The sequence below is a fragment of the Streptomyces sp. SD15 genome (assembly GCF_054462255.1).
In genome coordinates this window covers 1-13,495 of sequence record NZ_JBTLMO010000057.1, presented here as the reverse complement: position 1 = coordinate 13,495, position 13,495 = coordinate 1, and the positions used below count along the sequence as shown (strand labels likewise).

The following is a 13,495-nucleotide window of genomic DNA, read 5'->3' as shown; positions in this document are numbered from 1 at the left end:
CGCGTGGACCTGTTCGAGTACCAGGCGAGGGACCTCTTCGCCAAGCACGGTGTACCGGTGCTGGCCGGTGAAGTCATTGACACGCCTGAGGCAGCCCGCGAGGCGACCGAGCGTCTTGGCGGCAAGTCCGTCGTCAAGGCCCAGGTGAAGGTCGGTGGCCGCGGCAAGGCCGGCGGCGTCAAGCTCGCCGCCACCCCGGACGAGGCCGTCGCCCGCGCGACGGACATCCTCGGCATGGACATCAAGGGCCACACGGTCCACAAGGTGATGATCGCCGAGACCGCGCCCGAGATCGCCGAGGAGTACTACGTCTCGTACCTCCTCGACCGCACCAACCGCACTTTCCTCGCCATGGCGTCCGTCCAGGGCGGCGTGGAGATCGAGGTCGTCGCCGAGGAGAACCCCGAAGCCCTCGCGAAGGTCCCGGTCGACGCCAACGAGGGCGTCTCGATCGAGAAGGCCCGCGAGATCGTCGCCCAGGCGAAGTTCCCGGCCGAGGTCGCCGACCAGGTCGCCGACATCCTCGTGACCCTGTGGGACACCTTCATCAAGGAGGACGCCCTCCTCGTCGAGGTCAACCCCCTCGCCAAGGTCGCCGACGGCCGCGTGATCGCGCTCGACGGCAAGGTGTCCCTGGACGAGAACGCGGAGTTCCGTCAGCCGGAGCACGCCGCCCTCGAGGACAAGGCATCGGCCAACCCGCTCGAGGCCGCCGCCAAGGCGAAGAACCTCAACTACGTCAAGCTCGACGGTGAGGTCGGCATCATCGGCAACGGCGCGGGTCTCGTCATGAGCACCCTCGACGTCGTCGCATACGCCGGTGAGAACCATGGCGGCGTCAAGCCCGCCAACTTCCTCGACATCGGCGGTGGCGCCTCCGCCGCGGTCATGGCGAACGGCCTGGAGATCATCCTCGGCGACCCGGACGTCAAGTCCGTCTTCGTCAACGTCTTCGGTGGCATCACCGCCTGTGACGAGGTCGCCAACGGCATCGTCCAGGCGCTGCAGCTGCTCAAGGACAAGGGCGAGGAAGTCACCAAGCCCCTGGTCGTGCGCCTCGACGGCAACAACGCCGAGCTGGGTCGCAAGATCCTGTCGGACGCCAACCACCCGCTCGTGCAGCGCGTGGACACCATGGACGGCGCGGCCGACAAGGCCGCCGAGCTCGCGGCTGCGAAGTAAGGGAAGAGGGACTAAACAGCCATGGCTATCTTCCTCACCAAGGACAGCAAGGTCATCGTCCAGGGCATGACCGGTGCCACGGGCATGAAGCACACCAAGCTCATGCTGGCCGACGGCACGAACATCGTCGGTGGCGTGAACCCGCGCAAGGCGGGCACGTCGGTCGACATCGACGGCACCGACATCCCCGTCTTCGGCACGGTCGCCGAGGCCATGGAGAAGACGGGCGCCAACGTGTCCGTCCTCTTCGTGCCGCCGGCCTTCGCCAAGGCCGCCGTCGTCGAGGCCATCGACGCGGAGATCCCCCTCGCGGTCGTCATCACCGAGGGCATCGCCGTCCACGACTCCGCCGCCTTCTGGGCGTACGCGAAGTCGAAGGACAACAAGACCCGCATCATCGGCCCGAACTGCCCCGGCCTGATCACGCCTGGCCAGTCGAACGCCGGCATCATTCCGGGCGACATCACGAAGCCGGGCCGCATCGGTCTGGTCTCGAAGTCCGGCACGCTGACGTACCAGATGATGTACGAGCTCCGTGACATCGGCTTCTCGTCGGCCGTCGGCATCGGTGGCGACCCGGTCATCGGCACCACGCACATCGACGCGCTCGCCGCGTTCGAGGCCGACCCCGACACCGACCTGATCGTCATGATCGGCGAGATCGGTGGCGACGCCGAGGAGCGGGCCGCGGACTTCATCGCGAAGAACGTGACCAAGCCGGTCGTCGGCTACGTCGCCGGCTTCACCGCGCCCGAGGGCAAGACCATGGGCCACGCCGGCGCCATCGTCTCCGGTTCCTCCGGCACGGCCGCCGCCAAGAAGGAGGCCCTCGAGGCCGCCGGCGTCAAGGTCGGCAAGACGCCGACCGAGACGGCCAAGCTGGCGCGCGAGCTGCTCGCGGGCTGACTTTTCAGCTGAGTACGCCGACGGGCCCGCACCCTGGAAAAGGGTGCGGGCCCGTCGGCGTACTCAACGACTCTGCGGAACCAGTCGCTCCGGACCGCTCACCGTCGCCTTCTTGAGCCTGGAGTGCAGCGCCAGCTGCTGCGCGGACAGCGGCCCGGGAGCGGCCCGGGGCGGCAGCCCGCCGACCGTCTCGCCCGGGGCCAGCGGGGGCTCGTAGTGGTCCGGGGCCGTTCGGAGCGTCAGGCTGGTGACCCCGATCAGGACGGCTGTGAACGCGATGGCCGCACGGGTCCAGCGACGGGCGCGGCGTTCGCTGGACCAGCGCACCGTCCGGGGCTTCGCGGCGCGCAGTCGCTCCGTTCCGGCGAGTTCGGCGAGCCGTCGGTGCAGATCCTCCGGCACCGCCAGTTCCGGCAGACGCGCGGCGACGGTCCCGCGCGCGTGCAGCAGCCGGTTGGCCGCCGCGGGCGTGCTCGCCTCCGTCTCGGCCGCGGTCTCCGGCAGGTCGAGCCCGACCCCGTCGTAGAGCACCAGGGTCCGCCGGTACACGGGTGGCAGCTGCAGGAGTACGGCGAGCAGCGTGCGGTCGGCGGCCTCGGCGGGCGGCGCCTCCGGATGCCGGTGCCGGGGGCGGAATCGGTGCCAGGGCGAGAGCGCGTACTCGTATGTCGCCGCCCGCACCCACCCCGTCGGATCCCGGTCCACGGCCACCTCGGGCCAGCGGTGCCAGGCCAGTTGAAAGGCCCGCTCCACGGACTCCCGCGCCAGCTCCCGCCGTCCGGTGAGCAGATAGGCCTGCCGTACGAGGGCGGGGGCGCAGAACGCGTAGAGCGTGTCGAAGGCCTGAGCGGGCGTCAGGGCCGTGGTGGATTCGGATTCCGGCGGGGGCGACGGTTCGGATTCGGATTCGGATTCGGATTCGGGTTCGGGTTCGGATTCGGGTTCAGGGTCGGGCTCGAGCTCGGGCTCGGCGTGATCGTCCGAAGGGTGCGGCACTTCTGGAGGCGGGGATAAGGGGCTGGAGGCATCGCCGACCAGTACGGGGGCGGAGTCCTCCTGTCGGGCAGTCGCTTCAGTGGAGGTCAGCAACTTTGCGTACGCTTCCCGTTTGCGGCCGCGCGGCGTCGTGCGGCCGTTCTCCCACGAGCGCACCGTCTTGGGGGTGACGCCCACCTCGGCCGCGACGTCGGCGTGGCTCAGAGCCTTCGCCTCGCGCAGGCGGCGGAGCTCCTCGGGGGAGGGCAGCGGGGTCGCAGGGCTCTGTGTCATTGCGGACCCCACAGGGCGCCCCCGCGTACGAAAAAGTGCATAGCTGCATATTGAGCGACACATCCGAGGTTCGCCTGTTACGACGAGAAAGCGCGTGTCGTTGGGAGCATGGCGGTCGTGACCCCAATGACCGACCGCAGGCTGTCGTTGTCGTCCTTGCTCACCCGGATGCGCGACCGACCACCAGGATTGGCCGCCAGCCTCCTGGGTGGCGCCCTCGCCGCGGGGCTCGGACTCGGCTCGTTCGCCGTTCTCGTCATGGTGCTGTGGATCAGCTCGCCTTACCCGGACAGCGGGCCGGGCGGCGCGCTGCACGTCGCTGCGGCTCTTTGGCTCTTGGCGCACGGTGTCGAACTCATCCGCACCGACACGCTGTCCGGCCTGCCCATGCCGGTGGGCCTCACGCCGCTGCTCCTGGTCGTCCTGCCCGCGTGGCTGCTGCACCGGGCGGCGCGCGACGCGGCGGCGGACGCCGACCTCGAGGCCACGGCGCGCACGGTGTGGGCCGGGTCCGTCGTGGGCTATCTGACCGTCGGTGTGGCCGCCGCGCTGTACGCCACGGGCGGGGAGCTACGGCCGTCGTGGCTGTGGACGGTCGTATGCCTGCCGCTGCTCGCCGTGAGCGCGGCGGGGGCGGGAGTGTGGACGGCGTACGCGCGCCCCGGTGGGCCGTTGCCTGTCTCGTTGCGCCGGGTTCTTGCCACGCTGCCCGCCGGCGTACGCCGTCACGTCACCCTTCGTGTGCCGGCGCCGTCGACCCGGCGGTGGGTGGGGGCCTCGACGCGTGCGGCGGGGGCCGGGGTGGCGGTGCTCGTCGGGGGTGGTGCGCTGCTGGTGGGGGCGTCGCTGGTGTGGCACGGGGGCTCCGCGCGGGACTCGTTCGTGCAGCTCACCGGGGTGTGGTCGGGGCGGTTCGCGGTACTGCTGCTGTGTCTGGCTCTGGTGCCGAACGCGGCGGTGTGGGGGGCCGCGTATGGGCTGGGGCCGGGGGTCGTGCTGGGGGCGGGGCATGTCGCGGGGCCGTTGTCCGCGGCTGCGCCGGGGCCGTTGCTGCCGGCCTTTCCGCTGCTGGCGGCGGTGCCGGGGGAGGCGGCGGGGGGGCCGTGGAGTTGGGTGGGTGGGGTGGTGCCGGTGGCGGCGGGGGGGACGGTGGCGTGGTTCCTGGTGGCTGCGGGGGTGTCGGGGGCCGCGAGGGCTTCGGGGGCTTCGAAGGTGTCGGGGGTGTCGAAGGTATCGGGAGTGTCGAAGGCGTCGGGGGTGTCGGGGGGTGCGGCCGGGGTACGGGGTGATGTCTGGTCGCGGGGGCGGACCGTTGCGGGGGTGGGGCTCGCGTCCGTGTTGTGCGGCCTTGTGCTGGCCGGGCTGGCCGGGCTGGCCGGGGGGCCGCTGGGGGTTGCGGCGTTGGCTCACTTCGGGCCGGTGTGGTGGCAGGTAGGGGCTGCGGCGGTTGCTTGGACGGTGGGGGTGGGGATTCCGGCGGCGGTGGGGGTGCGGGCGTGGAGGCTTCGGGAGGGGGCGGGGCGATCGGGGCGGGGTTTTCGTCGACCTTCGTGGCTGGGTTGGGCGGTGTGGCGTGGGCGGATCTCGTGGCCTTCGTGGCTGTCCCGGGGGAGGCGGGTGCGGGGTGACGGGGGTGAAGGTCCGCCGGTTCCGCAGACGGGGGCGGCGGAGTGAGGACATCTTCCGTGAGTCTCGCTGGGCGGCGCTGAGGGAGAGGGGGCGGCTCCTGCGGAGGCGCCGGAGCCGAGGCGGTGGGGGTGGCCGTGGGGTTTGCTCGCCCCCGCCGCCCCTACCCGTCCCATCCCTGGGGGCTCTGCCTCCAGACCCCCGCCTAAGCCCGAAGGGCTCGTCCTCAAACGCCGGACGGGCTGAAGATTGCCGCCCGGGGCCGAAAACATTCAGCCCCGGCCACAACCCTCGAGCCCCCGGCGAAGCTCTCAAGCCTCGACGGAAGCCTTCAGGCCGCGGAGCCCTCAATCCCCAGCCGGAGCCTTCGATGCCCCCGCGGATCTGAAGCTCCCGGCGGAGCCTTCGAAGCCTCGGTCGGGGATACCCCAGCCCGTCCGGCGTTTGAACGAGGCCGTTCAGGCCGAACGGGGGGGTGGGGGCGGAGCCCCCAGGGGGTGCGGGAACGGCTAGCTGCGCGTTCCCAGCAGGCCCCGCAGCTCCTTCGGCAGAAGGTCGTTGCAGGACTGCTTCGACGCGTTGGTGAGGGCGTCGTTCGTACAGGCGTAGTAGTCGCTGTAGACGAGCTGGGCGGTGAACGTCGCGGCGACCAGGACGATGGCCAGGGACGCGGTGACGAGACCGCTCACCGCGGCTGTCCTCTGGGGCCGGGTGTTCGAGTCGGGGGCCGGTGCGTCCGGGTCCGGTGTGCGGGGCTTGGCGCGCAGGGCGCTGCCGCCCCAGTACAGGGCGAGTGCGCCGAGCAGCAGGGCCACGTACGGCCAGCTGAACAGGGCGAAGAAGAACGCCCACATGCCTGAGAGCAGTGCGTAACGCGCACGGCGCTGGGCCGGGTCCGTCGGGTCCCAGCGCATCCCAGCGCCCGGGCCGCCGCCGGGACCATCCTGGCCGCCCTGGCCCTGGGGAGCCCTGGGCCGGTCACCGAAACCGCCGCCCGTCGAACGTCCCGGCTGCCGGTCGCTCCACTGGCCACCCCAGGGGGACCGTCCGGAATCACCTCCGGATCCACCGCTCCCGTCAGAGTCCTGCCCCTGTCCGCCCGCGGGCCGCCTCGGCTGCCAGGGCCGGTCGGGCGTCCCCTCCGGCGGCGGAGCGAACGGATTGTCGTCGGAGCCGGAGCCGGAGCCGGAGCCGGAGCTGTTTCCGTCCGCGGAGTCACGTCCGTCCGAGGAGCCGTGCCCGCCCGAGGGCGCGTCCCCGCTCTCCCGCGGCGGGGTAGGCGAAGGGCGCCGCTCGCGCAGCAGGAGCGGAGGGAGTCGGAGACTGCGGTCCGGCATCAGGTGTGCGTCTTCCCCTTGGTGGTTCTGGCGGGCGGCGTGTCCGCACAGCATCGTGCTCGCGACGCGCACCCCGGGTTTCCTGCCCAGGGCTCGCGCCCCGGACGTTCGTATCCAGGACTCGGCGCCCCGGGCACTGCGACCCAGGACTTGGCGCCCCGGGCACTGCGACCCAGGGCTCGCACCCCGGGCGTTTGCTTTGAGGGTCCGCTCCCTGGGCTTCCCGCTCGAGGCCCGCACCTCGGACGTTCGTTTCCCAGGCTCGCACCCCGGACGTTCGTTTCCCAGGGCCTGCGCCCCGAGCATTCGTACCCGTCCCCGATCAACGTCCCACGCGCACAGGGCGTTCCCCATGCCGCAGGGCGTTCCCGGGAGGATCCTCCCCAGACGCTACCTTCCGGCCACGCCCCCGTCCCGTGGGGGCCGCCCGGAGTGCCGGTATCGTTGCTGACGGTCGGCCGCTTCGTAGACTTCCCCGTATCCCGGGGCGCGAAGCATTCGTACGACCGTACAAACGCTCCCCCGAGAAAGGGCCCCGCCGTGGCCAAGACCAAGCGCCTCGTCGTGCTGGTCTCCGGATCAGGCACGAATCTGCAGGCACTGCTCGACGCCATCGCGGCGCACGGCACCGAGGCCTACGGAGCCGAGATCGTGGCCGTCGGCGCCGACCGCGACGGCATCGAGGGGCTCGCGCGTGCCGAGCGGGCGGGGCTGTCCACCTTCGTCCGGCGCGTCAAGGACTACGAGACCCGGGACGAGTGGGACGCGGCGCTCGCCGAGGAGGTCGCCGCCCATGAGCCCGACCTCGTCGTCTCCGCCGGGTTCATGAAGATCGTGGGGAAGGAATTCCTCGCCAGGTTCGGGGGGCGGTTCGTCAACACGCATCCCGCCCTGCTGCCCAGTTTTCCGGGGGCCCACGGCGTGCGTGACGCGCTCGTGTACGGCGCGAAGGTCACCGGCTGCACCGTCCACTTCGTCGACGACGGCGTCGACACCGGACCGATCATCGCTCAGGGCGTGGTGGAGGTCCGGGACGAGGACGACGAGAGCGCTCTGCACGAGCGCATCAAGGAAGTCGAGCGAAGGCTGCTCGTCGATGTCGTGGGGCGGCTCGCCCGCAACGGCTATCGCATTGAGGGACGAAAGGTAGTAATCCAGTGACCGCCGAGAGCAACAAGCGGCCCCTTCGCAGGGCGCTCGTCAGCGTCTACGACAAGACCGGCCTGGAAGAGCTGGCACGCGGGCTGCACGAGGCCGGTGTCGAGCTGGTGTCGACCGGCTCCACGGCCGCCCGCATCGCCGCCGCCGGCGTCCCCGTCACCAAGGTCGAGGAGCTGACCGGCTTCCCCGAGTGCCTGGACGGCCGGGTCAAGACCCTGCACCCCAAGGTCCACGCGGGCATCCTCGCCGACCTGCGGCTCGCCGACCACCGGCGCCAGCTGGAAGAGCTCGGTGTCGAGCCCTTCGACCTCGTCGTCGTCAACCTCTACCCCTTCCGCGAGACGGTCGCCTCGGGTGCGACGCCGGACGAGTGCGTCGAGCAGATCGACATCGGCGGGCCGTCGATGGTCCGCGCCGCCGCCAAGAACCACCCGTCCGTGGCGGTCGTGACCAGCCCCGCGCGTTACGGCGACGTCCTCGCCGCCGCAAAGGCGGGCGGCTTCGACCTTCGCTCCCGCAAGCGGCTCGCCGCCGAGGCCTTCCAGCACACCGCCGCGTACGACGTGGCCGTCGCCTCCTGGTTCGCGGACGAGTACGCCGCCGCCGACAGCAGCGGCCTCCCCGACTTCCTGGGCGCGACCTACGCGCGCAAGAACACCCTCCGCTACGGCGAGAACCCGCACCAGGGGGCGGCCCTCTACGTCGACGGCACGGGCGGCCTCGCCGAGGCCGAGCAGCTGCACGGCAAGGAGATGTCGTACAACAACTTCACGGACACGGACGCCGCGCGCCGTGCCGCGTACGACCACGAGGACCCCTGCGTCGCGATCATCAAGCACGCCAACCCGTGCGGTATCGCGGTCGCCTCGAGCGTCGCCGAGGCGCACCGCAAGGCGCACGCCTGTGACCCGCTGTCCGCGTTCGGCGGCGTCATCGCGGTCAACCGGCCGGTGACGAAGGAGATGGCGGAGCAGGTCGCCGAGATCTTCACCGAGGTCATCGTGGCGCCGGAGTACGAGGACGGCGCGCTCGAGGCCCTCACCAAGAAGAAGAACATCCGCGTGCTGCGCGCCCACCGGGCGCCCGCCAACCCGACCGAGATCAAGCAGATCGACGGCGGCGCGCTGCTCCAGGTCACCGACCGCCTCCAGGCCGACGGCGACAACCCGAGCTCCTGGACCCTCGCCACCGGTGATGCCCTGAACGAGGGCGAGCTCGACGAGCTGGCCTTCGCCTGGCGTGCCTGCCGTGCGGTGAAGTCCAACGCGATCCTGCTGGCCAAGGACGGCGCCTCGGTCGGCGTCGGCATGGGCCAGGTCAACCGTGTCGACTCCGCGAAGCTGGCGGTCGAGCGGGCGGGCGCCGAGCGGGCCCGCGGGTCCTACGCCGCCTCGGACGCGTTCTTCCCGTTCCCCGACGGCCTGGAGATCCTCGCCGAGGCGGGCGTCAGGGCCGTGGTCCAGCCCGGCGGTTCGGTCCGCGACGAACTGGTCGTGGACGCCGCGAAGAAGGCGGGCATCACGATGTACTTCACGGGGACGCGGCACTTCTTCCACTGAGTGGTACGCGTACGCGTACGCACGGCGGCGGCCCACCGGACCTTCCGGTGGGCCGCCGCCGTGCGCCTTTGACGGGGTGTCAGCAGGGGTGTACCGCGTAGATCACTGCGAGGCACTCCGGACGTCCACGCCGGGGAGGAACCGAACCGCTCGGTACTTCTCGGCTCAGTACTTGGGCCTGTTGAACCAGGCGTCACCGTCGGCCTTGCCGACGAACACCGCTATGAGGACCGCGAGCACGGTGTGCACCAGGCCGATGATGATGAACGGGTAGATGCCGAGGATCGCCGTGATGATGCCGAACACCAGCGCGGTGACGCGGACGCCGTTGCCGCCGTTGCCGCACTTCACGCCGAGCCAGATCGCGAGGACGCCCCAGGCCAGGATCGCGACGGTCACGCCCCACAGGGCGCCGGCCGAGTAGTCGGCGAGCTGCTGGAACTGGACGTCGTCCTTGAGGGACTCGTCGTTCTTCGCGGCCGAGACGGCGAGCGCGGACAGCGCGACCAGGATGGCGCCGAGTACTTGCAGACCGGCGATGACGAACAGCATCACGCGCGCGGCCTTCACCCCGCCGGGCATCACCATCGGGCCGCCGGGGTAGCCGCCGTACGGCGACTGCTGGACCGGCGGGGCCTGCGGGTAGCCGTAGCCGGGCTGCTGCGGGGCGCTCTGGGGGTAGCCGTAGCCGGGCTGGCCCGGGGGCGGGTAGCCGGACGGCTGCTGGCCCTGCGGGGGGCCGTAGGGGTTGTTCGGGTCGCCGAAACTCATGGCGGGGTTTCCTCCGTTGCGTAGTGCGGGGACGACGTGCGCGGCACGACGCGGAGGAGTTTTCTTCAGAGCGGTCTGTCCCCCCGGTACTGTCCGCGACACTGTGGCGTTCATCGTTCTAAAGGCCTTACTTACTTGTCCAGCGCCCTCACGATTGTGTTGTGCAAGTGCAACATCGCTGATCACAGGCGGAAACGAGGGTGGGGCGGGGACGGTACAGCGGATGGACAAGCGGCGCCCGGATTGGAACCGGGGCCGGGTCATCCGCGAGGATGGGGTCATGACCGCCCAGATTCTCGATGGCAAGGCCACCGCAGCCGCGATCAAGTCCGATCTGACCGTCCGCGTGGCGGCCCTGAAGGAGAAGGGCGTCACGCCCGGCCTGGGGACCGTCCTCGTCGGTGACGATCCCGGCAGCCAGAAGTACGTCGCGGGCAAGCACCGCGACTGCGCCCAGGTCGGCATCGCCTCCATTCAGCGTGAGTTGCCCGCGACCGCCACCCAGGAGGAGATCGAGGCGGTGGTGCGCGTGCTGAACGAGGACCCGGCCTGCACCGGCTACATCGTCCAGCTCCCGCTCCCCAAGGGCATCGACGAGAACCGCATCCTGGAGCTGATGGACCCGGACAAGGACGCGGACGGACTCCACCCGATGAACCTCGGCCGCCTCGTGCTGAACGAGCCGGCCCCGCTGCCCTGCACCCCCAATGGCGTCCTCACCCTCCTGCGCCGCTACGGCGTCGAGATCAAGGGCGCGGAGGTCGTGGTCGTCGGCCGCGGTGTGACCATCGGCCGCCCGATGCCACTGCTGCTGACGCGGCGCAGTGAGAATGCGACGGTCACCCAGTGCCACACCGGCACCCGTGACCTCTCCTCCCACCTGAAGCGCGCCGACATCATCGTCGCCGCGGCCGGCTCAGCGCACCTCATCAGGGCCGAGGACGTGAAGCCGGGCGCCGCCGTCCTCGACGTCGGTGTCTCGCGCAGCGCCGAGGGCAAGATCGTCGGAGACGTCCACCCGGACGTCGCCGAGGTGGCCGCCTGGATCTCCCCGAACCCGGGCGGCGTCGGCCCGATGACCCGCGCCCAGCTGCTCGTCAACGTGGTGGAAGCGGCGGAGCGCAGTGTCGGCTGACGGCAGGTCCGAGGGTGCCGGGGCGCGCGCCGGGCGGGGCACCGGCGCCACGCCGCCCGTACGGGACGCGGAGGCCGCGAGTGCGAGCGGCGAGCCGACCACGCTCGACGCCGTGAGCGCGCCCGACGCCGAAGGGCAGCCGCGCCGTGCCACGCGCCGGTTCCCGAGACTCACGCGGGACACCGCGCGTCCCGAGGGCGGCGGCCGGGCGGCGGCCCGGGACGCCCCGGCGCCCGCCCGTCAGTGGCCCATCCTCGCCGTGCTGTCGGCGGTCGGGCTGGGCCTGCTGCTGACAGCGCTGGACGCGTTCAGGATCGGCACGATCCTGATCGGCGCCGCGCTGCTGGCCGGCGCCGTGATGCGCTGGATGCTGCCCGACGTGGGCATGCTCGCGGTCCGCTCCCGCTTCACGGACCTGATCACGTACGGGGTGCTGGGCGTCGCCATCGTGCTGCTCGCCCTGATGGCGCAGCCCAACCCGTTGCTGGAGATCCCGTTCCTGGACGACACACTGCACTTCACGGTCCGCTGAGTCCCGTACGTCGTCCGCCGTCCGCGGACATGGCCGCGACCCGTCCCCTCCCCCGAGTAAGGACGGGCCGCGGCCGGGCGGTCGGGCCGCCCGGGAGTCAACACTCCTGCACAGGAACAAGCTGTTCAACAGCCGGCAGTTCGCTGTGGCACTGAGGTGACCATTCCGCTACGGTGTCCGCGCCGCGCAACGAGGACCGTCCGGCGTCCTCAGGGGGCCCAGCGGGTGAGTTGAGCGCTCCCGTGATGGCTGAGGTCGGACTTGTGTTCCCCTGGTGTCGATGTCTTGACAAGTTCAGGGATTTGCACTGATCCGCGCCAACAGCCCGGTTAACGTGGGCAATCGGGACGGTCCGGGACGTCCTGTGCGGAGCCCGAGCGTCCGATTGGCGTGCGCGATGTCGATGGGACACTGGACCGCAGCCCAACGGGCGTGCAACGGCGCACGCCCGGCCCGAATGCTCCCGTGCGCCCCCACCCCGGGAACTGAGATCCCGACCGAGGGCATCCCTGTGGGTAGCCAGAACGGGGACTCGGCGGAGATGAGGGGGTAGCCCCTGCTCGAACGTTCTTGAGAGCTTGGGGGAGCCACGCGTGGGAGAACAGTCAGGCACGTACGGGGGGAAAGAAGCAGGGGGGAGCAGTAATGCCTCGTTGGAGGGCTTTGCCGGATGAACTCGATCCGCAGGTCAGGGAGTTCGCCAGCCAGCTGCGCCGGCTGGTCGACCGAAGCGGGCTGAGCATCGCCGCAGTGGCCGACCGTACGGGCTACAGCAAGACGTCCTGGGAGCGTTACCTCAACGGCCGGCTCCTCGCGCCCAAGGGTGCGATCGTCGCCCTGGCCGAGGTGACCGGAACCAATCCCATCCATCTGACCACCATGTGGGAGCTGGCCGAGCGCGCCTGGAGCCGCTCGGAGATGCGCCACGACATGACCATGGAAGCGATCCGGATCTCCCAGGCGCGCGCCGCGCTCGGGGAGTTCGGGGCGCCCCCGGCGAAGGGGAGCAACGGCAAGCAGGCCCGCAAGGGCGGCAGCGCGACCGCGACACCGGGGATCGCCGGGCCCGCGGGTGTGGCACCGACTGTGCCGCCTCAGCCGTCCGCCACCGAGGTGGAGGACTCGTCGTACGGGGGTGGCTCACGCGGCGATTCCGGGTACGGCAGGTCCTCGTCCGGCGGCTCCTTGCCCGGGGGTTCCTCGTCCGGTGGGGCCTCGCGGGGCGGCGGCGGTTGGGGGGTCGTCGCCACACCTTCCGGCTCCGGCTCCGGTTCCGGTGGCGCGGGGCAGTACGGTCCGCCGGCTCCGGTCGGGCCGGCCGGTCCTGGCGCACCCTCTGGTGGTCCGCCGCGGGACTCCCGGCCGCGCACCGGCGCTTCGCCCGACGGGGCGCGGCGCAAGCGGCGGGTGACGATGTTCCTCGCGGGCGTCGTGGGCGCACTCGTCGTGATAGCCGCGGCCGTCTTCTTCACGGACGGCGACGACAAGAAGGAACAGAGCGCAACCAAGACGCCGCCGACCTCCGCCGCCGCCGACCCCGACCTGCCGGCCGGAGTGAAGTGCAGCGGCGACGGCTGCACCGGCAAGGACCCGGAGAACATGGGGTGCGGCGGCGAACTGGCGACGACCACGACCAGCGTCACGATCGGCACCACCCTCGTCGAGGTCCGCTACAGCAAGACCTGTGCCGCGGCCTGGGCCCGCATCACCCAGGCCGTGGCCGGTGACACGGTCGAGGTGTCCGCCGACGCCGCGGCCAAGCAGACCGGCTCGGTCGACACGGACACCGACGCGTACACCCCGATGGTCGCCGTCAAGGACGCCGGCGACGCGAAGGCGTGCGCGACGCTGGCGTCGGGCCAGAAGGGCTGCACGACGTGAATTAGGGGGCGTGTGGACGGGGGGGTGGGGGTGGGGAGGCGCGCGCGGGGGTTGGTTTCTCGCCCCCGCCGCCCCTACCCTCCCCCAAGCTCTCGGCTTCGCTCGAGCAGGGGGGACCCCCATCATCCCTGGGGGC

General features: G+C 71.4%; 11 protein-coding genes. 8 read left to right on the top strand and 3 right to left on the bottom strand.

Annotation, left to right across the window (positions count from 1 at the left end):
- Positions 1–3 precede the first annotated feature (3 nt).
- Together sucC and sucD are read left to right on the top strand one after the other, a co-directional pair.
- Positions 4–1,182, top strand: a complete 1,179-nt coding sequence (sucC, locus tag ACX28W_RS36715; protein WP_459004343.1) for an ADP-forming succinate--CoA ligase subunit beta — start codon at positions 4–6, stop codon at positions 1,180–1,182.
- Positions 1,183–1,203: 21 nt separating this feature from the next.
- Positions 1,204–2,088, top strand: a complete 885-nt coding sequence (gene sucD, locus ACX28W_RS36710; protein ID WP_459004342.1) for a succinate--CoA ligase subunit alpha — start codon at positions 1,204–1,206, stop codon at positions 2,086–2,088.
- 63 nt (positions 2,089–2,151) lie between these two features.
- Here sucD and ACX28W_RS36705 read toward each other — a convergent pair whose 3' ends face one another.
- A complete protein-coding gene (locus ACX28W_RS36705) occupies positions 2,152–3,357 on the bottom strand; it encodes a helix-turn-helix domain-containing protein (RefSeq protein ID WP_459004341.1) in 1,206 nt (401 codons plus the stop codon).
- Between the two features lie 108 nt (positions 3,358–3,465).
- Between ACX28W_RS36705 and ACX28W_RS36700 the strand changes: the two genes are divergently transcribed.
- The gene (locus ACX28W_RS36700) at positions 3,466–5,031 is read left to right on the top strand and encodes a cell division protein PerM (protein ID WP_459004340.1); all 1,566 of its coding nucleotides are present in this window, start codon (positions 3,466–3,468) and stop codon (positions 5,029–5,031) included.
- 461 nt (positions 5,032–5,492) lie between these two features.
- Here ACX28W_RS36700 and ACX28W_RS36695 read toward each other — a convergent pair whose 3' ends face one another.
- Positions 5,493–6,320, bottom strand: coding sequence for a hypothetical protein (locus ACX28W_RS36695; RefSeq protein ID WP_459004371.1), 828 nt, complete (start codon positions 6,318–6,320; stop codon positions 5,493–5,495).
- 540 nt (positions 6,321–6,860) lie between these two features.
- Between ACX28W_RS36695 and purN the strand changes: the two genes are divergently transcribed.
- On the top strand, positions 6,861–7,481 hold the full coding sequence (gene purN / locus ACX28W_RS36690) for a phosphoribosylglycinamide formyltransferase (protein ID WP_459004339.1): 621 nt from the start codon (positions 6,861–6,863) through the stop codon (positions 7,479–7,481).
- Positions 7,478–9,040 (top strand): bifunctional phosphoribosylaminoimidazolecarboxamide formyltransferase/IMP cyclohydrolase, encoded by a 1,563-nt coding sequence (gene purH, locus ACX28W_RS36685; RefSeq protein WP_459004338.1) that lies wholly within the window; start codon positions 7,478–7,480, stop codon positions 9,038–9,040. The genes purN and purH overlap by 4 nt, the downstream gene beginning before the upstream one ends.
- 165 nt (positions 9,041–9,205) lie before the next feature.
- On the opposite strand, the gene ACX28W_RS36680 is transcribed toward purH, so the two are convergent.
- Positions 9,206–9,811, bottom strand: coding sequence for a hypothetical protein (locus tag ACX28W_RS36680; protein WP_459004337.1), 606 nt, complete (start codon positions 9,809–9,811; stop codon positions 9,206–9,208).
- A 280-nt stretch (positions 9,812–10,091) separates the two neighbouring features.
- On the opposite strand from ACX28W_RS36680, the gene ACX28W_RS36675 reads away from it, so the two are divergent.
- From ACX28W_RS36675 to ACX28W_RS36665, 3 genes are all read left to right on the top strand, one after another.
- Entirely contained in the window at positions 10,092–10,946 is an 855-nt protein-coding gene (locus ACX28W_RS36675) for a bifunctional methylenetetrahydrofolate dehydrogenase/methenyltetrahydrofolate cyclohydrolase (RefSeq protein ID WP_459004336.1), read from the top strand.
- A 112-nt stretch (positions 10,947–11,058) separates the two neighbouring features.
- Positions 11,059–11,478: a DUF3017 domain-containing protein gene (locus tag ACX28W_RS36670; RefSeq protein ID WP_459004370.1), complete on the top strand. Its 420-nt coding sequence runs from the start codon at positions 11,059–11,061 to the stop codon at positions 11,476–11,478.
- Positions 11,479–12,123: 645 nt separating this feature from the next.
- Positions 12,124–13,359, top strand: coding sequence for a helix-turn-helix domain-containing protein (locus tag ACX28W_RS36665; RefSeq protein ID WP_459004335.1), 1,236 nt, complete (start codon positions 12,124–12,126; stop codon positions 13,357–13,359).
- The last annotated feature ends 136 nt before the right edge of the window (positions 13,360–13,495 follow it).

What these genes read in the sequence shown, in the direction of transcription:
- sucD (WP_459004342.1), top strand. Translation starts at nt 1,204, where the DNA reads ATGGCTATCTTCCTCACCAAGGACAGCAAGGTCATCGTCCAGGGCATG.
- ACX28W_RS36705 (WP_459004341.1), bottom strand. Translation starts at nt 3,357, where the DNA reads ATGACACAGAGCCCTGCGACCCCGCTGCCCTCCCCCGAGGAGCTCCGC.
- ACX28W_RS36700 (WP_459004340.1), top strand. Translation starts at nt 3,466, where the DNA reads ATGGCGGTCGTGACCCCAATGACCGACCGCAGGCTGTCGTTGTCGTCC.
- ACX28W_RS36695 (WP_459004371.1), bottom strand. Translation starts at nt 6,320, where the DNA reads ATGCCGGACCGCAGTCTCCGACTCCCTCCGCTCCTGCTGCGCGAGCGG.
- ACX28W_RS36680 (WP_459004337.1), bottom strand. Translation starts at nt 9,811, where the DNA reads ATGAGTTTCGGCGACCCGAACAACCCCTACGGCCCCCCGCAGGGCCAG.
- ACX28W_RS36675 (WP_459004336.1), top strand. Translation starts at nt 10,092, where the DNA reads ATGACCGCCCAGATTCTCGATGGCAAGGCCACCGCAGCCGCGATCAAG.
- ACX28W_RS36665 (WP_459004335.1), top strand. Translation starts at nt 12,124, where the DNA reads ATGCCTCGTTGGAGGGCTTTGCCGGATGAACTCGATCCGCAGGTCAGG.